The organism is Streptomyces sp. NBC_00016 (assembly GCF_045040885.1).
GTDB classification, from domain to species: Bacteria; Actinomycetota; Actinomycetes; order Streptomycetales; family Streptomycetaceae; genus Streptomyces; species Streptomyces coriariae.
The window spans coordinates 8,564,250-8,582,082 of record NZ_CP108304.1 but is presented as its reverse complement, the minus strand read 5'-3'; the positions used below and the strand labels follow the sequence as shown (position 1 = coordinate 8,582,082).

19 protein-coding genes are annotated in these 17,833 nt (G+C 72.3%); 9 read left to right on the top strand and 10 right to left on the bottom strand.

What is annotated here, in order from left to right; genetic code table 11:
- The first annotated feature begins 112 nt into the window (after positions 1-112).
- Entirely contained in the window at positions 113-1,468 is a 1,356-nt protein-coding gene (locus tag OG933_RS38045) for a dipeptidase (RefSeq protein ID WP_405631522.1), read from the top strand.
- A 24-nt stretch (positions 1,469-1,492) separates the two neighbouring features.
- On the opposite strand, the gene OG933_RS38040 is transcribed toward OG933_RS38045, so the two are convergent.
- Both OG933_RS38040 and OG933_RS38035 read right to left on the bottom strand, forming a co-directional pair.
- Positions 1,493-2,536, bottom strand: coding sequence for an NUDIX domain-containing protein (locus OG933_RS38040; RefSeq protein WP_362521169.1), 1,044 nt, complete (start codon positions 2,534-2,536; stop codon positions 1,493-1,495).
- Between the two features lie 149 nt (positions 2,537-2,685).
- On the bottom strand, positions 2,686-2,880 hold the full coding sequence (locus OG933_RS38035; RefSeq protein WP_020125934.1) for a hypothetical protein: 195 nt from the start codon (positions 2,878-2,880) through the stop codon (positions 2,686-2,688).
- 118 nt (positions 2,881-2,998) lie between these two features.
- Here OG933_RS38035 and OG933_RS38030 point away from each other — a divergent pair, with 118 nt between their 5' ends.
- Positions 2,999-3,946, top strand: a complete 948-nt coding sequence (locus OG933_RS38030) for an ADP-ribosylglycohydrolase family protein (RefSeq protein WP_405631520.1) — start codon at positions 2,999-3,001, stop codon at positions 3,944-3,946.
- Between the two features lie 160 nt (positions 3,947-4,106).
- Here OG933_RS38030 and OG933_RS38025 read toward each other — a convergent pair whose 3' ends face one another.
- Positions 4,107-5,078 carry an ROK family protein gene (locus OG933_RS38025; protein WP_362521163.1) on the bottom strand — a complete coding sequence of 324 codons (972 nt, stop codon included), beginning with the start codon at positions 5,076-5,078 and terminating at the stop codon, positions 4,107-4,109.
- 232 nt (positions 5,079-5,310) lie between these two features.
- Here OG933_RS38025 and OG933_RS38020 point away from each other — a divergent pair, with 232 nt between their 5' ends.
- From OG933_RS38020 to OG933_RS38010, 3 genes are all read left to right on the top strand, one after another.
- The gene (locus tag OG933_RS38020) at positions 5,311-6,348 is read left to right on the top strand and encodes a LacI family DNA-binding transcriptional regulator (protein WP_020125931.1); all 1,038 of its coding nucleotides are present in this window, start codon (positions 5,311-5,313) and stop codon (positions 6,346-6,348) included.
- Positions 6,349-6,354: 6 nt separating this feature from the next.
- Entirely contained in the window at positions 6,355-7,092 is a 738-nt protein-coding gene (locus OG933_RS38015) for a hypothetical protein (protein ID WP_405631518.1), read from the top strand.
- Between the two features lie 86 nt (positions 7,093-7,178).
- Positions 7,179-7,568: a VOC family protein gene (locus tag OG933_RS38010; RefSeq protein ID WP_171395621.1), complete on the top strand. Its 390-nt coding sequence runs from the start codon at positions 7,179-7,181 to the stop codon at positions 7,566-7,568.
- 82 nt (positions 7,569-7,650) lie between these two features.
- Here the strand turns inward: OG933_RS38010 and OG933_RS38005 are convergent, their stop codons facing one another.
- The gene (locus OG933_RS38005; RefSeq protein ID WP_405631516.1) at positions 7,651-8,955 is read right to left on the bottom strand and encodes a DUF6986 family protein; all 1,305 of its coding nucleotides are present in this window, start codon (positions 8,953-8,955) and stop codon (positions 7,651-7,653) included.
- Positions 8,956-9,144: 189 nt separating this feature from the next.
- Between OG933_RS38005 and OG933_RS38000 the strand changes: the two genes are divergently transcribed.
- Positions 9,145-10,065: an endonuclease/exonuclease/phosphatase family protein gene (locus OG933_RS38000; protein ID WP_405631514.1), complete on the top strand. Its 921-nt coding sequence runs from the start codon at positions 9,145-9,147 to the stop codon at positions 10,063-10,065.
- Between the two features lie 63 nt (positions 10,066-10,128).
- Here OG933_RS38000 and OG933_RS37995 read toward each other — a convergent pair whose 3' ends face one another.
- The 4 genes from OG933_RS37995 to OG933_RS37980 form a co-directional block, all read right to left on the bottom strand.
- A complete protein-coding gene (locus OG933_RS37995; protein ID WP_020125926.1) occupies positions 10,129-11,091 on the bottom strand; it encodes an electron transfer flavoprotein subunit alpha/FixB family protein in 963 nt (320 codons plus the stop codon).
- Positions 11,092-11,141: 50 nt separating this feature from the next.
- Positions 11,142-11,930: an electron transfer flavoprotein subunit beta/FixA family protein gene (locus OG933_RS37990; RefSeq protein WP_405631511.1), complete on the bottom strand. Its 789-nt coding sequence runs from the start codon at positions 11,928-11,930 to the stop codon at positions 11,142-11,144.
- Positions 11,931-12,148: 218 nt separating this feature from the next.
- Positions 12,149-12,658 carry a flavin reductase family protein gene (locus OG933_RS37985; protein WP_362521147.1) on the bottom strand — a complete coding sequence of 170 codons (510 nt, stop codon included), beginning with the start codon at positions 12,656-12,658 and terminating at the stop codon, positions 12,149-12,151.
- Positions 12,659-12,866: 208 nt separating this feature from the next.
- Positions 12,867-13,280 carry a thioredoxin family protein gene (locus OG933_RS37980; RefSeq protein WP_362521144.1) on the bottom strand — a complete coding sequence of 138 codons (414 nt, stop codon included), beginning with the start codon at positions 13,278-13,280 and terminating at the stop codon, positions 12,867-12,869.
- A 75-nt stretch (positions 13,281-13,355) separates the two neighbouring features.
- On the opposite strand from OG933_RS37980, the gene OG933_RS37975 reads away from it, so the two are divergent.
- The 3 genes from OG933_RS37975 to OG933_RS37965 all read left to right on the top strand — a co-directional run bounded on the left by OG933_RS37975 (position 13,356) and on the right by OG933_RS37965 (position 15,898).
- The gene (locus OG933_RS37975; RefSeq protein ID WP_405631508.1) at positions 13,356-13,772 is read left to right on the top strand and encodes a DUF4395 domain-containing protein; all 417 of its coding nucleotides are present in this window, start codon (positions 13,356-13,358) and stop codon (positions 13,770-13,772) included.
- A gap of 188 nt (positions 13,773-13,960) precedes the next feature.
- A complete protein-coding gene (locus OG933_RS37970; RefSeq protein WP_020125921.1) occupies positions 13,961-14,689 on the top strand; it encodes a 1-acyl-sn-glycerol-3-phosphate acyltransferase in 729 nt (242 codons plus the stop codon).
- Between the two features lie 210 nt (positions 14,690-14,899).
- Positions 14,900-15,898, top strand: coding sequence for a hypothetical protein (locus OG933_RS37965; RefSeq protein WP_405631505.1), 999 nt, complete (start codon positions 14,900-14,902; stop codon positions 15,896-15,898).
- Positions 15,899-15,910: 12 nt separating this feature from the next.
- Here OG933_RS37965 and OG933_RS37960 read toward each other — a convergent pair whose 3' ends face one another.
- Together OG933_RS37960 and OG933_RS37955 are read right to left on the bottom strand one after the other, a co-directional pair.
- Positions 15,911-17,155, bottom strand: coding sequence for a hypothetical protein (locus OG933_RS37960; RefSeq protein WP_405631503.1), 1,245 nt, complete (start codon positions 17,153-17,155; stop codon positions 15,911-15,913).
- Positions 17,156-17,203: 48 nt separating this feature from the next.
- The gene (locus OG933_RS37955) at positions 17,204-17,797 is read right to left on the bottom strand and encodes a transglutaminase domain-containing protein (RefSeq protein WP_405631502.1); all 594 of its coding nucleotides are present in this window, start codon (positions 17,795-17,797) and stop codon (positions 17,204-17,206) included.
- Positions 17,798-17,833 lie beyond the last annotated feature (36 nt).

Here is a 17,833-nt window from a genome sequence, read left to right as displayed (position 1 = left end):
GGAGGATCGGCGGCGCGCGCGCCCCACATCCCGGCAGGCGCGTACGCTCGCACGGTCACCCGTACGGACCAGTACACACCAGTACAACGTCGCACCCACAAGGAGCGTGCCCATGTCGTCGAATCCGGTCGCCGAGACCGTCGCCTCGCTGCTGCCCAGGGCACGGGCGGAGCTCACCGAGCTGGTGGCCTTCAAGTCGGTGGCGGACTTCGACCACTTCCCCAGGAGCGAGAGCGAGGCCGCCGCGAACTGGATCGCGGACGCGCTGCGCGCCGAGGGCTTCCAGGACGTGGCCCTGCTCGACACCCCGGACGGCACGCAGTCGGTGTACGGCTGTCTGCCGGGCCCCGCCGGTGCCAGGACGGTCCTGCTCTACGCCCACTACGACGTGCAGCCGCCGCTGGACGAGGCCGGCTGGGCCACCCCGCCCTTCGAGCTCACGGAGCGCGACGGCCGCTGGTACGGCCGCGGCAGCGCCGACTGCAAGGGCGGCGTCATCATGCACCTGCTCGCGCTGCGCGCCCTGAAGGCGAACGGGGGCGTCCCGGTCACCGTGAAGGTGATCGTGGAGGGCTCCGAGGAGCAGGGCACCGGTGGTCTGGAGCGTTATGCCGAACAGCACCCCGACCTGCTGGCGGCCGACACCATCGTCGTCGGCGACGCGGGCAACTTCCGGGTCGGTCTGCCGACCGTCACCTCCACGCTGCGCGGCATGACCATGATGCGGGTGCGGGTCGACACCCTCGAAGGCAACCTGCACTCCGGCCAGTTCGGCGGAGCCGCGCCGGACGCGCTGGGCGCGCTGATCCGCGTCCTGGACTCGCTGCGCGCCGAGGACGGCTCCACGACCGTCGACGGCCTCACCGACGACGCGCGCTGGGAGGGCCTGCAGTACGACGAGGCGCAGTTCCGCCAGGACGCCAAGGTGCTGGACGGGGTCGGTCTGATCGGCTCCGGCACGGTCGCCGACCGTATCTGGGCGCGCCCCGCCGTCACCGTCCTCGGCATCGACTGCCCGCCGGTCGTCGGCGCCACCCCGTCCGTGCAGGCGGGTGCCCGGGCGCTGATCAGCCTCCGGGTGCCGCCGGGCGTGGACGCGGCCGAGGCCACGAAGCTGCTCCAGGCCCATCTGGAGGCCCACACGCCGTGGGGTGCGCGGGTGAGCACCGAACAGGTCGGCCAGGGCCAGGCGTTCAGCGCGGACACCACCAGCCCGGCGTACGCGGCGATGGCCGACGCGATGGCGATCGCCTACCCCGGCCAGGACTTGCAGTACGCGGGGCAGGGTGGCTCCATCCCGCTGTGCAACACCCTGGCGTCCCTCTACCCGCAGGCGGAGATCCTCCTCATCGGCCTGAGCGAGCCCGAGGCGCAGATCCACGCCGTCAACGAGAGCGTGTCCCCCGAGGAGTTGGAGCGGCTCTCGGTGGCGGAGGCCCTGTTCCTGCGCAACTACGCCGCCGGCTGACCGGCTCCGCCGTCGTAGCGGCGCTCACTCGGTCGGCACGCCCGCCTCCAGATACAGCGCCGCCCCGCGCTCGCGGGCGCGCAGCGCCCAGCGCAGTCGCTCGTAGCGGACCGGCGGCAGGAGACCGGCCGCCTCCTCCTCCGTGACGAAGCGCCAGGCCCGCAGTTCGGGGCCGGGCAGCAGCACCCCCGCCACGGCGGCGGCGTCGAGCCGTCCGCCGTCGAAGAGGAGGCGCAGCCCACCGTAGGCGGGCGGGGTCGGCCGTTCCCAGTCGACGACCAACAGCCGGGGTATGTCGTCCAGCCGGATGCCGGTCTCCTCCTCGACCTCGCGCACGCCCGCGCGCGCGGGCGCCTCGCCGGGCTCCACCACCCCGCCGGGGAACTCCCAGCCGGGCTTGTACGTCGGGTCCACGAGCAGCACCCGGTCCCGCTCGTCGAAGAGGAGGACCCCGGCGGCCACCGTCTCGGCGGTGGGCTCGGGGGTCTGCACGATGTCGCACGCGGCCACGGTGCCGCTGCCCACGGCCTCGGCTATCCGAGCGGCCGTCTCCTGCGGAGTGAGGACCCCGTTGTCGACGGGATGGGCGTCGGCGGTGAGCCAGGAGGCGAGGGCGGCGTGGTACGGCTCGATGTGGTCGTACGACCACTGACGGATGCGTATCTCGCCGTCGGGGAGGTCCGGCGGGACCTCACGGGCTGCTATTCGCTCGCGCAGGATCGTTTCCCCCGGGGCGAGGAGCACATGGCGGACGGGGATCCGGCGGGCGGCGAGACCGCCGAAGATCTCGTCGCGGTACTCCTGGCGCAGCAGGGTCATGGGGACGACGAGGGTGCCGCCCAGCTCGGCGAGCAGCGCGGCCGCCGTGTCGATCACGAGCCGCCGCCAGATCGGCAGGTCCTGGAAGTCGCCGACCTCGGCGAGACGTTTGGGCGGCAGCAGGTACGGGAGAGCTCCGCCGATGACCTCGGGGTCGAAGAGCGTGCTGTTCGGGATCAGGTCGATCAATTCCCGTGCGGTGGTGGTCTTCCCCGCACCGAACGCGCCGTTGATCCAGACGACGGTCACAGTTCCCCCTCTTCTGTTGGCCCCCTGTGGCTTGCCCGCTCCACCCTGCCACGGAAACCAGTTCCCGTTGAGGGCGCACGAACGCCGTGGCGCCGACCCCCTCGCGGTGGGGTGCCGGCACCACGGCGTTCGTGGTCGGTGCCCGTCCGTCAGCCGTTCTGCCCCAGGGCGTCGTCGTCGACGGCCAGGCTGTCACTGGCGATGGTGTGGTCGAGGGTGCTGAGGGTGTCGCCCACGTTCAGCCCTTCGAGGTCGGCACCGGTCAGGCCGTGCGAGGGGGTGATCGCCGCGACGACGAAGCCGGTGGCGAGGGAGGCGATGGCGAGCATGCTGCGCTTCTTCATGCGGGGATCAACGGCGTCGACGGGGTCGGGGTCACGCGCCACCCGGTAATCCCCGCGCACGATCGACCGGTCTACGGCGAGAATGCCGTGGTCACCGACGGTTCGGAGGAGCTTCGCCATGATCGGCCCGCAGCACGCCCATGCCGGCCTGGACGGTCTGGTGACGGGCGACGCCTTCGGCGACAGCTGGTTCACCCGCTCCGACGAGCCCGCCGAGGAGTTGTGGGCGGCACGGGAGCCGCGTCCCGCGCCATGGCCGTGGACGGACGACTCGGCGATGGCGTTCGTCCTGTTCGCCCATCTGACGGAGCACGGGGAGGTCCGTCCGGGCGACCTGGCGCGGCAGTTCGCCGCCGAGTACCGCCGCGACCCGGGCCGCAAGTACGGCCCGTCCATGCACAGCGTGCTGCGGCGCGTCGGCGAGGGCGAGGACTGGCGGGCGGTGACGACGGGACAGTTCGGCGGACAGGGTTCGTACGGCAACGGCGCCGCGATGCGGGTCGCCCCGCTGGGCGCCTGGTTCCGGGACGACCTCGCCGCGGCCCGCGAGCAGGCCCGGCTGTCGGCGCTGGCCACCCATGCCCACCCCGAGGCGGTCGCGGGCGCGGTGGCCGTGGCGGTCGCCGCCGCGCTGGCGGCCGCCGGCGCGGGCCGGGACGCCCCTGCGCGCGACGCGTTTTTGCGGGAGGTCGCCTCGCACCTGCCGGACAGCGACGTCCGCTCCGGGCTGCTGGTGGCCGCGGGCCTCCCCGAGCGCGCCTCGGTGCGCCACGCCGCGTCCGTGCTGGGCTCGGGGACGCTGATCTCGGCTCCGGACACGGTGCCGTTCGCCCTCTGGTCCGCCGCGGGGCACCTGGACGACCTGCCCGAGGCGCTGTGGCAGACCGTCGGCGGGTGGGGCGACCGCGACACGACCTGCGCCATCGCGGGAGGCGTGGTCGCGTCCCGGACCGGCACGGACGGCGTCCCCGCCCTCTGGCGGCGGTCCCGCGAGGCCATCCCGGCCTGGAGCGGCTGGGACGCCGTCACGGCGGCCGGTACGGCGGGCCGGCACGTCGTCGAGTGAGCGTCGCACGGCCGGCCGTGCGACGGCCGGGCCCCCGCCCGTGACCGCGCAGCCCCCCGGTCGCCCGGCGCGCACACGAGCACCGGCAACCCGGCCCGCCACCGCCCCCGCACACCACGGCGAAGCCGGAAACGTTTTTTCACGGGGGCGCCCGTCGGCGTCAGACCCCCGCCGCCGTGGCGCCCGCCCCGGCCCCGGCCCCCGTGCTCGCCGACAACGCTGCCGCGGCCGCTCCCACCAGGCCCGCGTCCGTGCCCATCTGCGCCGGCGTCACGGTCAGGCGCTGGACGAAGGAGAGGGTGGCGTAGTCGCGGAGCGCCCTGCGCAGGGGGGCGAACAGCACCTCGCCCGCCTTGCCCACGCCCCCGCCGATCACCGCGATGTCGATCTCGACGAGGGTCGCGGTGGCCGCGATACCGGCGGCCAGGGCCTGGGCGGCCCGTTCGAAGGACGCCACCGCGACCGGGTCGCCCGCGCGGGCGGCGGCGGCCACCGCGGCCGCGGAGGTGTCGCCGTCGGGGCCGGGCAGCCAGCCGTTCTCCAGGGCCCGGCGGGCGATGTGGGGACCGCTGGCGATGCGTTCCACACAGCCGCGCCCGCCGCACGGGCACGGGTCCCCGTCGAGTTCGACGCTGATGTGGCCGATGTGTCCGGCGTTGCCGGTGGGGCCGGGGTGCAGTCGGCCGCCCAGCACCAGACCGCCGCCGACACCGGTGGAGACCACCATGCACAGCGCGTTGTCGTGTCCGCGGGCGGCGCCCTGCCAGTGTTCGGCCGCGGTGATCGCCACGCCGTCGCCGATGAGTTCGACCGGGAGGTTCCCCGTCACCGCCCGGACCCGGTCGACCAGCGGAAAGTCGCGCCAGCCGGGCACGTTCACCGGGCTGACGGTGCCCGCCGAGGCGTCCACCGGACCCGCGCTGCCGATGCCGACGGCTCGGACGCGCCCCCACAGCGGAGCCGCGGTCAGCTCCCCGAGCGTCTCCTCGACGGCCCGCATCACGGTGTCGCCGTTCTCCTGGGCAGGCGTGGGGCGCTGCGCGCGGGCCAGGATCGTGCCGTCGCCGTCCACCAGCGCTCCGGCGATCTTGGTGCCGCCGATGTCGAGCGCGGCCACGAGGTCGGTGTACATCAGTCTGGTTTCTCCCGGTCCACCATGGAAGGGCTGGCCGGTCCAGCGATTGGGGGACGCGGGCCGGAGATGCGGTGGACAGTCTCTCCCGCATCTGACAACGTTGTCCAGGCTCTATGCTCGACGCCACATCCTCATACACACCCTGGGACCCTCGCATCCCCGTGCGCAACATCTTGTGGACGGCGTGCATGGCCGACCTCCCGTGGACGACAGGACAGGACACAGCATCGTGCCCGAGACGCAGCGCCGGCCCGAGAGCCGCTACGGCAACCGTCCCACCATGAAGGACGTCGCCGCTCGCGCCGGAGTCGGCCTCAAGACGGTCTCCCGCGTGGTGAACGGCGAGCCGGGCGTCACGCCCGAGACGGAACGCCGCGTCCAGGAGGCCATCGACGCGCTCGGCTTCCGCCGCAACGACAGCGCCCGGGTGCTGCGCAAGGGCAGCACGGCCAGTATCGGCCTGGTCCTGGAGGACCTCGCCGACCCGTTCTACGGGCCGCTCAGCCGCGCGGTGGAGGAAGTCGCCCGCGCCCACGGCGCCCTGCTCATCAACGGCTCCAGCGCCGAGGACCCGGACCGGGAGCAGGAGCTGGCGCTGGCGCTGTGCGCACGCCGGGTGGACGGTCTGGTGGTGATCCCGGCCGGCGACGACCACCGGTACCTGGAGCCCGAGATCAAGGCGGGCGTCGCCACGGTGTTCGTGGACCGGCCGGCCGGGCAGATCGACGCCGACTGCGTCCTGTCGGACAACTTCGGCGGCGCCCACGAGGGCGTGACCCACCTGGTGGCGCACGGCCACCGCCGGATCGGCTTCATCGGCGACATGCCCCGCATCCACACCGCCGCCGAGCGTCTGCGCGGTTACCGGACGGCGATGGAGGACGCCGGCATACCGGTCGAGGACGCCTGGATGTCGCTGGGCGCCACCGATCCCCTGCGGGTGCGCCGCGCGGCCGAGGACATGCTGTCCGGGCCCGCGCCGGTCACGGCGATCTTCTCGGGCAACAACCGGGTGACGGTCACCGTGATCCGGGTGCTCGCCGAGCAGGCCCGGCGGGTCGCCCTGGTGGCCTTCGACGACCTGGAGCTCGCCGACCTGCTCCAGCCGGGGGTCACGGTGGTCGCCCAGGACGCGGCCACTTTGGGCCGTACCGCCGCGGAGCGCCTGTTCGGGCAGCTGGACGGCACTCTCATCACCCCCGAGCGCATCGAACTGCCGACCCGGCTCGTCACGCGCGGCTCGGGCGAGCTGCCGCCGGCCGACTGAGACGCCATGGACGCCCGCGACGAGCACCGCACACTTCGCGCGCTGGGCCTGGCCGACGCGCCGCGCGACCACCCGCTGAGCTATCCCGGCGCCTGGCCGGCCACGTCCGGGCTGCTCCAGGGGGACGAGCTACTGCCGCTGGACCGGCTGACGCATCCCGGCCGCACTCCGGTCGTGGCCGTCGGGTCCAACGCCAGCCCCGCCCAACTGCGGCACAAGATGGCCGAGTTCGGAGTCACCTCGCCGATCCCCATGGTGAAGGCCCGGGTGACGGGCATCGATGTCGGCGTCTCGGCGCATGTCAGCCGCGTGGGCTATGTGTCCGCGTCCCCCGTCGACGCCCCCGCCGTCACCCGGGAGTTGTTCGTCATCTGGCTGGACCCGGAGCAGCTCGCCCTGATCGACGCGACGGAGCCGAACTACGACCGGGTCCTGCTGCCCGCGCCGGGTTTCCGGGTCGAGCTGGAGAACGGCGAGGCGCTCCTCGACGCGTTCGCGTACGTGAACCACCATGGTGTGCTGCACAACGGCGACGGCATCCCGCGCCGCCATCCCGGGCAGCGCGCTCTGATCACCGAACTCCTCGCGCGGTCAACGGCGTTGAGGGAGCTGTTCGGGGCGACCCCGGAGGAGTTCTGCGCCCGCGCCAGGGCCGACGCGCGGCGGTGCGAACGGGGAACCGAGCTGTTCGCGGAAGAAAAGCTGGTGACCGCGTCCGGCCTGGAACACCTGCACGTCCGATAGAATGATCGAACGGCATCGCGTGTCGGTCACCGGCCGGGTGAGGCATGGAGGTGCCCGTGAGTTTGCCTTACGGAGGCATTCCACACATGTCGGTCGAGTTGAACCACACCATCATCCACTCCCGTGACAACCGGGAGTCCGCCGAGTTCCTGGCCCACATCCTGGGACTCGAAGTCGGGCCCGAGTGGGGCCCGTTCGTCCCGGTGAACACCAGCAACGGCGTCACCCTGGACTTCGCCGCCATCCCGGTGGAGTCGATCGTCATGCAGCACTACGCGTTCCTCGTCTCGGACGAGGAGTTCGACGCGGCCTTCGAGCGGATCGAGCGGGCGGGGATCACGTACTTCGCCGATCCGCACGGCAAGCAGCCGGGTGAGATCAACCATCACCACGGCGGCCGGGGTGTGTACTTCATGGATCCCGCCGGGCACGGCATGGAGATCATCACGACCCCGTACACCTTTCCTGAGCAGTAGTCGCCCCTGAGGGCCGGTGGCCGGTCGGCGTCTCTCACCCCGGCCGGTCACACCCCCTGCGCGCGCCCTGCCGCCTGCCGCCCTACTGCCCGGAGACCGTCAGATCACCTCGGCGCGGCGTCGCGAAGCTCTCCAGGGCCGCCCGGCCGAGCCCGGTGGCGCCGCTCACCTCGGCGAGGTCGAGGGCGCCGCAGTCCAGGCCGCGCAGCAGGTAGCCGCTGAGGGCCTTGGCGGTCGCGGGCTCGTCCATCACATCGCCGCCGACCCGGTTGGCATACCGCGCGAGCCGCTCGGCGGCCTGGGCGAATCCCTCCCGGTAGAAGGCGAAGACGGCCGCGTAGCGGGTGGGGATGTGGCCGGGATGCATGTCCCAGCCCTGGTAGTAGGCGCGGGACAGAGCGCGGCGGGTGAGTCCGTAGTGCAGCCGCCAGGCGGCGTGCACCTGCTCGGTCGGGCCGACCGGCAGCACGTTCGTGGAGCCGTCCGAGACGCGTACCCCGGTGCCGGCCGCCGCGACCTGCATGACCGCCTTGGCGTGGTCGGCGGCGGGGTGGTCGCTGGCCTGGTAGGCGGCGGAGACGCCGAGACAGGCGCTGTAGTCGAAGGTGCCGTAGTGGAGGCCGGTGGCGCGGCCCCGGGCCGCCTGGATCATCCGGGCGACCGTCGCGGTGCCGTCGGTGGCCAGGATGGACTGGCTGGTCTCGATCTGGATCTCGAAGCCGAGCCGTCCGGCGTCGAGGCCCCTCGCCCGCTCGAAGGCCTCCAGGAGCCGGACCATCGCGGTGACCTGCTCCGGATAGGTCACCTTCGGCAGGGTCAGGACCAGGCCGTCGGGAAGGCCGCCGTTCTCCATCAGGCCGGTGAGGAAGATGTCGAGCGTGCGGATGCCCCGGTCGCGCACCGCGGCCTCCATGCACTTCATGCGGATGCCCATGTACGGGGCCCCGGTGCCCTTCGCGCCCGCCTCCGCGATCAGCCGGGCCGCGCGGGCGGCCGTCGCGTCCTCCTCGGCGTCCGGGCGGGGGCCGTAGCCGTCCTCGAAGTCGACGCGCAAGTCCTCGATGGGCTCGCGCTCCAGCTTGGCCCGCACGCGCGCGTACACGGGCTCGGCGAGGTCCTGGGAGAGGCCGAGACAGGCGGCGAAGGACGCCGCGTCGGGGGCGTGCTCGTCGAGCGCGGCGAGGGCCCGGTCGCCCCAGGAGCGGATGGTGTCGGCGTCGAAGGCGTCGCCGGGGACGTAGACGGTGTGGACGGGCTGCCGGGTGCCGGGGTCGCCGGGGTAGCGGCGGTCGAGTTCGGCGTCGACCGGGGCGAGAGAGGCGCTGATCTCCTCGCTGACGGCGCCCGCGAGGCTCGTCGTGACCGTCTCCTGCTGGCCCTGACCCATTCCACACCCTCCGGTTTTTCCGCTGTACGGAATCAACAATCCGTAGAGCGAAGTTATCCATGCAGCTTCCGGCAGGTCAACACCCTGTCCACGGCGCGGTCCCCGCGCTCACCGGCACACCGCCTCCCCCGCCTCCCCCTTCCGCACAACCGTCCTCACCTTCATCCTGTCTCACAAGGGAGGGAACATATGACCGGCACCACGGGGCAGACCCGACGGGCTGGGCTGCGCACGGCCCTGGCCGTCCTGGCGACCGTGCCCGTGCTGGGCACGGCAGGGTCGTCCGCCACCCGGCACGAGAGCCCGGCGCGCGGGGCGCTTCAGCCCGCGCCCGTGCCACCACTGAAGGTCATGACCTTCAATCTGCGCTACCCGGGCGCCAAGGACGCCCACACCTGGGCGGTCCGCCGTCCGGTGATGCGCGCACTGCTGCACCGGGCGGCTCCGCACGTCATCGGCACCCAGGAGGGTCTGCCGGCCCAGTTGCGCGACATCGAGGCCGACCTCGGTCCGCACTACGACTGGATCGGCAAGGGCCGCAGCGTGGAAGACCCGGAGGCGGTGGCCGTCTTCTACGACACCCGTCGGCTCGCCCCGGTCGAGCACGCGCACTTCTGGCTCTCCGACACACCCGACGTGCTGGGCTCCAACACCTGGGGGGCGGACTACCCCCGCATGGTCACCTGGGTCCGCTTCCGTGATCTGCGCGCGCGACAGGAGTTCTACGTCCTCAACACCCATCTCGACAACGCCAGCCAGTACGCGCGCGTGCGCTCCGCCGACCTGATCGCCGCACGGATCGCCCGCTTGGACCGCTCCCTGCCGCTGCTGCTGACCGGGGACTTCAACGCCGTCGCCCACGTCAATCCGGTCTATGACCGGCTGCTGGCCGCCGGGCTGGTCGACACCTGGGACACGGCACGCGCGCGTGGCGGGGCCTACGCGACCTACCACGGGTACAAGCCGCTCACGCCGAACGGGGACCGCATCGACTGGATCCTGGCAACGCCGGGCGTCACCGTCCACCGCGAGTGGACCGACACCTTCCACCTGGACGGCCAGTACCCGAGCGATCACCTGCCGGTGCAGGCCTCGATGACCCTGGAATGAGCCGAGGCCCCCGTGACCTGTGCGGTCACGGGGGCCTCGGACAGTCCTGCGACTGCCGGGTGATCAGCCCTTGCGGGTGTTGATCTCCTCGGTGAGCTGCGGGACGACGTCGAACAGGTCGCCGACGACGCCGTAGTCGACCAGGTCGAAGATCGGGGCCTCGGCGTCCTTGTTGACGGCCACGATGGTCTTCGAGGTCTGCATGCCGGCGCGGTGCTGGATGGCGCCGGAGATGCCGTTGGCGATGTAGAGCTGCGGCGAGACGGACTTGCCGGTCTGGCCGACCTGGTTGGTGTGCGGGTACCAGCCGGCGTCCACCGCGGCGCGGGAGGCGCCGACGGCCGCGCCGAGGGAGTCGGCGAGGGACTCGATGAGGGCGAAGTTCTCGGCGCCGTTGACGCCGCGGCCGCCGGAGACCACGATCGCGGCCTCGGTCAGCTCCGGACGCCCGGTCGACTCACGCGGCGTGCGGCCGGTGACCTTGGTGCCGGTGGCCTGGGCGGAGAAGGTCACCGCGAGGGCCTCGACGGCGCCGGCGGCCGGGGCGGCCTCGACGGCGGCCGAGTTCGGCTTCACGGTGATGACCGGGGTGCCCTTGGAGACACGGGACTTGGTGGTGAAGGACGCGGCGAACACCGACTGGGTGGCCACCGGGCCCTCGTCGCCGGCCTCGAGGTCGGTGGCGTCGGTGATGATGCCGGAGCCGATGCGCAGCGCCAGACGGGCGGCGATCTCCTTGCCCTCGGCGGAGGACGGGACGAGGACGGCGGCCGGGGAGACCGACTCGACCGCGGCCTGGAGCGCGTCGACCTTCGGTACGACGAGGTAGTCGGCGTACTCGGAGGCGTCGTGGGTCAGCACCTTCACGGCGCCGTGCTCGGCGAGCGCGGCGGCGGTGTTCTCGGCGCCCGCGCCGAGGGCGACGGCGACGGGCTCGCCGATGCGGCGGGCCAGCGTCAGCAGCTCCAGGGTGGGCTTGCGGACGGCACCGTCCACGTGGTCGACGAAGACGAGGACTTCAGCCATGGGATTGCTCTCCTGCGAAACGAAGTTGAGGGGCGGTCGGCGAAGGGCCTTTAGATGAACTTCTGGCCCGCGAGGAACTCGGCGAGCTGCTTGCCGCCCTCGCCCTCGTCCTTGACGATCGTGCCCGCGGTGCGGGCCGGACGCTCGGTCGCGCTGTCGACCGCGGTCCAGGCACCCTGGAGGCCGACCTCTTCGGCCTCCAGGTCCAGGTCCGACAGGTCCCAGGCCTCGACCGGCTTCTTCTTGGCCGCCATGATCCCCTTGAACGACGGGTAACGCGCCTCGCCCGACTGGTCGGTGACCGACACGACGGCCGGCAGGGAGGCCTCGAGCTGCTCGGAGGCGGCGTCGCCGTCCCGGCGGCCCTTGACGGTGCCGTCCTCGACGGAGACCTCGGAGAGCAGGGTGACCTGCGGGACACCCAGGCGCTCGGCCAGCAGGGCCGGGACGACGCCCATGGTGCCGTCCGTGGAGGCCAGGCCGGAGATGACCAGGTCGTAGCCGGCCTTCTCGATCGCCTTGGCCAGCACCAGGGAGGTACCGATGGCGTCGGTGCCGTGCAGGTCGTCGTCCTCGACGTGGATCGCCTTGTCGGCGCCCATGGAGAGGGCCTTGCGGAGCGCGTCCTTGGCGTCCTCGGGGCCCACCGTCAGGACGGTGATCTCCACGTCGTCGTCGGAGTTCTCGGAGATCTGCAGCGCCTGCTCGACCGCGTACTCGTCGAGCTCGGAGAGCAGACCGTCCACGTCGTCCCGGTCAACGGTCAGGTCATCGGCGAAGTGCCGGTCGCCAGTGGCGTCGGGCACGTACTTCACAGTGACAACGATCCTCAAGCTCACGCCGGCTCTCCTACTGCATCGTCAGTTCTCGGCTGCCTTCTTCCAGGCAGCATAGGCGCCACAAGCGGCCGATCCCGGTCGGGGCGGCCCGCGCTCCGACCGAAATATTACTCGTCAGTACACCCAGTTCGTTCCCGCTAAGCAAGCGCTTTGAACTGTGACCTTTGCAACGCAGCGTAATCGGAACTCGACGAGTTCGCAGGAAGGCCGGGCAGTGATCAATCCCGCAGGGCGGTGAACCGCCCCTGGTGGTAGAGCAACGGGCGGCCCGCACCCTCCGGGTCACCGAGGACCACCTCGGCCAGCACGATGCGGTGATCGCCCGCCGGGACCCGCGCGACGACCCGGCACACCAGCCACGCCAGCACGTCGTCCAGCACCGGAACGCCCTGCGGGCCGTCGCGCCAGGCGGTCGGCGCGCCGAAGCGGTCGGCGCCGCTCCTGGCGAAGGTGGCGGCCAGCTCCTGCTGGTGCTCGCCGAGTATATGGACGCCGACGTGCGTGGCCCGGGAGAGCACGGGCCAGCTGGAGGCTCCGGTGCCGATGCCGAAGGAGAGCATCGGCGGCTCGGCGGAGACGGAGCTGAGCGAGGTGGCGGTGAAGCCGACGGGGCCGCCCTCACCGGAGGCGGTGATCACGGCGACCCCCGCGGCATGCCGGCGGAAGACGGAGCGCAGGAGGTCGGGAGAGGCCAGGTGCGGGGATCCGAGGCCGGGTATGGCCGTCATGGGATTGTCCTTCTGCGGGAGGTGACGAGCCGGACCGTGGGTGCTCAACGGCCCGGACAGCGCGCGCTCGCGGTACGGACCAGGTCCACGTGGACCCGGCCGTGGAGAAGGAGTTCCTCAGGCATACGGTCAGGTTGACGATAGGTGGCGCGCACAGTCAAGTACGTTCCGGCATCTGGGAGATGCCTCACCGTCCCCCGCGGGCGGATCACACCGCCTCCCCCAGGGCCGCGATGACGTCCGCCTTGCGGGGCTGGCCTGTTGCCCGTCGGACGATGCGGCCGTCGGCGTCGAGCACCAGGACGGTCGGGGTCTTGAGGATGTCGAGCTCGCGGACGAGGTCCAGGTGCGCCTCGGCGTCGATCTCCATGTGGGTGACTCCGGGGACCACGTCGGCCACCTCGCCGAGGACCCTGCGGGTGGCCCGGCAGGGCGCGCAGAAAGCGCTGGAGAACTGCACGAGCGTGGCCCGTTCGCCGAGTTCGCCGCCCAGCCGGTCGGCTCCGAGCCGTTTGCCGTCGTCGCGCCCGCGCACCCGCACCCTCCCGCTCCGCCGCTTGTGCAGCACTCCGTAGGCGCTCGCCGCGGCGAGCACCGCCACGCACACCAGCAGTCCGGTCATCAGGTCCTCCAGCGTTCACGAGACTGCAAAGATTCCCGACCCCAGGAATCGTTTCCGTTGCGGAATGCTTGATTCATGGACATCGATGCGAGGGGCCCGCGCTTCGGGGCCGCCGTGACGACCGTAGTACTCGCGGTCGTGCTGATCAGCGGCAACGCCTGGCTGCTGGCGTGGCAGACGTTGGCGTTCGCGCTCGGCGCGGCGGGCGGGGTGGGTCGTTCACCGTACGGCTGGGTGTTCCGCAGGGCCGTCCGGCCGCGGATCGGGCCGCCGACCGAGTTCGAGGCCCCGGAGCCGCCGCGGTTCGCGCAGGCGGTGGGTCTGCTGTTCGCGGGGGTCGGACTCGTCGGCCTCACCCTGGATCCCGACTGGCTGGGCCTCGCGGCGACCGGGGCGGCGCTCGCGGCCGCCTTCCTCAATGCTGCTTTCGGGTACTGCCTCGGATGCGAGATGTACCTGCTCGTACGGCGGGTCGCGGTACCCGCGGAGTAAAGGCGGCTTAAAAGCCCGAGGTCGATCAAGGGGGTGAAGTGACGAGTATCTCGCCGTTCACGGGCACCAGGGCTGGCTCCCCGGCCGTTCTTCGGGCACGATCTGCGAGATGCCGTAAACCTACGGCTGCGTAACTTTGCCGCCGGGAGCCCCTCCCCGGCAAAGAGAAGGAAGGGTTCGCCCCGCCCATGGCAGAGATTGTCTACCGCCCCGTCGTCGGCCTCGCCCAGACGTTGTTCAAGGCCTGGGACCTCAAGATCGACTGCAAGGGTTCGGAGAACATCCCGCGCTCGGGTGGAGCCGTGCTGGTGAGCAATCACATCAGCTATCTCGACTTCATCTTCGACGGTCTGGCCGCGCTCCCGCAGAAACGTCTCGTTCGTTTCATGGCGAAGGAATCCGTCTTCCGCCACAAGATCTCCGGCCCGCTGATGCGCGGGATGAAGCACATCCCGGTGGACCGCAACCAGGGCGAGACGGCCTACGCGCATGCCCTGGAGTCGCTGCGCTCCGGCGAGATCGTCGGGGTCTTCCCCGAGGCCACCATCTCGCAGTCGTTCACGCTCAAGAGCTTCAAGTCGGGCGCGGCCCGGATGGCCCAGGAGGCGGGCGTCCCGCTGATCCCGGTGGCCCTGTGGGGTACGCAGCGGCTGTGGACCAAGGGGCACCCGCGCAACTTCAAGCGCAGCCACACCCCGGTCACCATCCGGGTCGGCGAGGCCATCGAGGCCTCCCGCGACAAGTACGCGGGCGCGATCACCCGGCAGCTGCGCGAGCGCGTCCAGGAGCTTCTGGAGGCCGCTCAGCGCGCCTACCCCGTCCGTCCCAAGGACGCGAACGACACCTGGTGGATGCCGGCCCACCTGGGCGGCACGGCTCCCACCCCGGAGCAGGTACGCGCGGCCGAGGCCCGCTGACGCGGTTCGTGCGCCTACGGGCCCCGGCCGGCATGCGCCCGGCCGGGGCCCGTTTCCGCGACCCCGCGCCCGGTGCGCGCCGCGGCGGCCGATAGGGTCCCGGCCATAACGGGAAGCCGGATGCCGGGCGCTGAGCGGTCGTCGGGCCGGCTGTTGTCCGCCGGACGCGCTACGGGGGCGAAGATGCGGCGTTGGGTCAAGGTGTCGGTCGTGGCTGCGGCCGTGCTCGGTCTGGGCGGCTGGATCGCCCAGCCGTACGTCCACCAGTGGTGGGTGATCCGCACCGCCTGCGACGGGATACTGCCCGACGGCGCCGTCCGCGACCTCGTTCCCGAGGACGCCCGGGTCACGGGCACCGAGGCGGGCGGGGTGAAGGCGCTCGGCGACTTCGGCTGCGAGGTCACCGTCGCGGGCGACCACAGTGCCGACTGGCGGCTGCTGTCCCTGTACGCCTACACCCGGCGCGACGACGTGGACCGCGAGTTCATGTCCGCCTTCCCGGAGAGCGGGTTCGACTCGCTGGCGGCGATGCCGGCCGGGATGCCCGGGTTCGTCTCCCGCCTCGGCACCCTCGAGTTCCTGCTGCCCTGTCCCGACCTGGGCAAGGACGCCGACGGCCGGCAGCGCAAGCTGCTGGTGCACGCGGGCGTCAGCCGCAACGGCTCCTGGCGTCGGCCCGCCTCCTACGAGGTCGCCGTGGCCTTCGCCAACTCCGCCTCGAAGCGCCTGGGTTGTGGCGCCGAGCCGCTGACGGCACCGGAGGGCGTCAGCCCGGCCGACCCCGGCGAGGACGAACCGAAGACGGTCACCCTGGCTTCCGCCCGGGACACCGCCTGCGGCTGGCTGGCCGGGGCGGGGCTGCCGGACCCGACGCACTGGAAGCTCGACGTCCGGCTCACCGACGCGGCGCCGACGGGCGGTTGCGCGGTGACCATCGAGGACGAGGCCACGAGCGGCGGCCCGAAGCGAATGGACTTCGTCGCCTGGTTCGGGGACTGGAGCAACCGGCTCGTCTCCGGCAACGACTCCGACCGTCCGTCCCCGGCCGCGAGCGCCCGCTGCGCCGGCGAGGCCGCCCACTTCGGACTCGACGCCTCCGACGACCTCCCGGGCGTCGATCGGGCGAAGAAGCGGGCGCTGCTGCGGGCCTTCGCCGCCGCACAGGTGGAGCGGCGGGGCTGTACCGGCCTCGTGGTGGACGGCGCCTGACGCGGGTCGTCGTCAGATCGTCAGCCAGAGCGCCCGTACGTAGCGGTCGTCGATGGCCTGCCGCATGACGTCGGCCCGCTCCTTCGGGACCTTCCGTGCCGTCGCCCAGAAGGACACCACCCTGAGCAGTTGGTGCCGGGCGTCCATCAGGTCACCGCGTACCCGGCCCGCGTACCGCGCGGCGATCCCGGCCATCGGCGGGCGGGTGGTGACCTGCGTGGTGTGGGCGAGATAGACGCCGGGCGTGTACCGGCCGACGGCCGCGTCGAAGGCGGTGACGTCGGCGATGGTGCCGTCGCGGGCGTAGCGCGCCCGGTACTTCATCAGGGCGCCGACCCGGTCGGCCATGTGCTCCAGGTCGCTGTCGACCCAGTAGGTGTCGGGCGTCTCGTACCCGTCCTTGCTCGGCTTCGGGTGGTAGTCGGGGTCGCGCCCCTGCCCGTCGAGCCGCTCCAGGTAGTAGGCCAGCCAGGCGCGCTCGGCGGAGTAGAGGATCGCGAAGGCCTCGGGGTCCTTGGCCAGTTCGGCGACCAGTTCCTCGGGGTCGGCCTCGATGTCCGAGTAGGGCTGGGTGTGTTCGAAGTCGGTGTGTGCCTCGCCGGGGGCGAGGAAACGGCCGTACGTGGTCCAGCCCTCGTCGTCGAGGCCGGCTTCCTCGGCGGGGACCGCGGGCCGGACGGCGTCGTCGTCGGAGCGCGTCCAGCGGTGCTGGTCGACGACGTACTGGGCGAGCATGCGGGCCACTCCGGGGGCCATCCCGTCGGGCAGTTCGACCCCGTTCAGGGCGGCGGCCACCGCGAAGGCGCCGCGTGCCTGGGCCAGGGTGTGCGGGTTCTCGGCGCCGGTGGCGCGGGTGGCCGCGTCCACGATCCGGCCCAGCACCTCGCCGCCGTCACCGCACGGGTGCTCGTACACGAGGAGTTCGCGTACGGCGTCGAACCGGGCGAGGTCGTCGCCCGGGTCGAGCGCGCGGGTCGCGGCCGCCGGGTCCTCGGCCAGGGCGCGGGTGGCGGCGGGGAGCTCCCGGCAGGGCGTCTCGTCCCCGGAGGCGGCGAGGACGATCGGGACGGTGGTGGCGGTCGCGAGAAGGGCCAGGGCCACGGCCGAGCCGAGCAGCGGGTGCTTGCGCAGCCGGGCGACGAGGCGCAGCCGGCCGCCGGCCGGGGCGCTCGGCCCGCTCGGCTCGGGTGGAGCGTCCTGTCCCAGATCCACGTTCCCGTCCGCACCGGCCCCTCGGGCCTCTCCCCCGTCACCCATGCCGGGGAGGTTAGCGACCGCGACGGCCGTGGTCCGCGGCGGGGGTGGTCACAGTGCGGTGGGGAGGGTCTTCCACAGGTGCGGGCGGTCGGGAGCGGCCCGCAGGGCGCCGAGGACGCCCGGATGCGGGGTGGCGTAGAGGCCGGGGTAGTCCAGCTCGCCCGCCGCGGCGTCGGGCAGGAAGGCCAGGTGTTCGCCGTCCAGGGAGAACCGCGCGTCCACACCCGGTTTGTTGCCGCGTGGGTCCTGGCGGTGCCAGGCGCCGTTGAAGCGCACGGCGACGAGGCCGTGGAGGGCGTATCCGGCGCCCGCGTCGTGCACGAACCGCTGGTAGCACAGCGCGGTAGGGATGTCCTCGGCCCGCAGCAGGGCGGCCAGGGCGTGGGCCTTGGCGTGGCAGATGCCGGTGCCCCGTTCCAGCACGTCCGAGGCGCGCCAGGTCACGCGCGGGTCGCCGGCGTCCTGCGAGTGGGGAATGGTGTCACGGACGAATTCGAAGGCGATGCGCGCATAACCATACGAGTCCTTCGCATCCTTCGCGAGGCGCGCGGCCGTGTCCCGCACCAGCGGGTGGTGGTGGTCGATGACGTCGTCAGCAGCCAGATAGGCCGAGAGGTCAGGGTTCTCCTGGATCAGCTCCATGAGGGGAGAGCATAGGAAAGCGATCACCCGAGAGTC

What these genes read in the sequence shown, in the direction of transcription:
- OG933_RS37995 (WP_020125926.1), bottom strand. Translation starts at nt 11,091, where the DNA reads ATGGCTGAAGTCCTCGTCTTCGTCGACCACGTGGACGGTGCCGTCCGC.
- OG933_RS38005 (WP_405631516.1), bottom strand. Translation starts at nt 8,955, where the DNA reads ATGGGTCAGGGCCAGCAGGAGACGGTCACGACGAGCCTCGCGGGCGCC.
- OG933_RS38030 (WP_405631520.1), top strand. Translation starts at nt 2,999, where the DNA reads ATGATCGGCCCGCAGCACGCCCATGCCGGCCTGGACGGTCTGGTGACG.
- OG933_RS37985 (WP_362521147.1), bottom strand. Translation starts at nt 12,658, where the DNA reads ATGACGGCCATACCCGGCCTCGGATCCCCGCACCTGGCCTCTCCCGAC.
- OG933_RS38015 (WP_405631518.1), top strand. Translation starts at nt 6,355, where the DNA reads ATGGACGCCCGCGACGAGCACCGCACACTTCGCGCGCTGGGCCTGGCC.
- OG933_RS38010 (WP_171395621.1), top strand. Translation starts at nt 7,179, where the DNA reads ATGTCGGTCGAGTTGAACCACACCATCATCCACTCCCGTGACAACCGG.
- OG933_RS37970 (WP_020125921.1), top strand. Translation starts at nt 13,961, where the DNA reads ATGGCAGAGATTGTCTACCGCCCCGTCGTCGGCCTCGCCCAGACGTTG.
- OG933_RS38025 (WP_362521163.1), bottom strand. Translation starts at nt 5,078, where the DNA reads ATGTACACCGACCTCGTGGCCGCGCTCGACATCGGCGGCACCAAGATC.
- OG933_RS37980 (WP_362521144.1), bottom strand. Translation starts at nt 13,280, where the DNA reads ATGACCGGACTGCTGGTGTGCGTGGCGGTGCTCGCCGCGGCGAGCGCC.
- OG933_RS37975 (WP_405631508.1), top strand. Translation starts at nt 13,356, where the DNA reads ATGGACATCGATGCGAGGGGCCCGCGCTTCGGGGCCGCCGTGACGACC.
- OG933_RS38000 (WP_405631514.1), top strand. Translation starts at nt 9,145, where the DNA reads ATGACCGGCACCACGGGGCAGACCCGACGGGCTGGGCTGCGCACGGCC.
- OG933_RS37955 (WP_405631502.1), bottom strand. Translation starts at nt 17,797, where the DNA reads ATGGAGCTGATCCAGGAGAACCCTGACCTCTCGGCCTATCTGGCTGCT.
- OG933_RS38045 (WP_405631522.1), top strand. Translation starts at nt 113, where the DNA reads ATGTCGTCGAATCCGGTCGCCGAGACCGTCGCCTCGCTGCTGCCCAGG.
- OG933_RS38035 (WP_020125934.1), bottom strand. Translation starts at nt 2,880, where the DNA reads ATGAAGAAGCGCAGCATGCTCGCCATCGCCTCCCTCGCCACCGGCTTC.
- OG933_RS37960 (WP_405631503.1), bottom strand. Translation starts at nt 17,155, where the DNA reads ATGGGTGACGGGGGAGAGGCCCGAGGGGCCGGTGCGGACGGGAACGTG.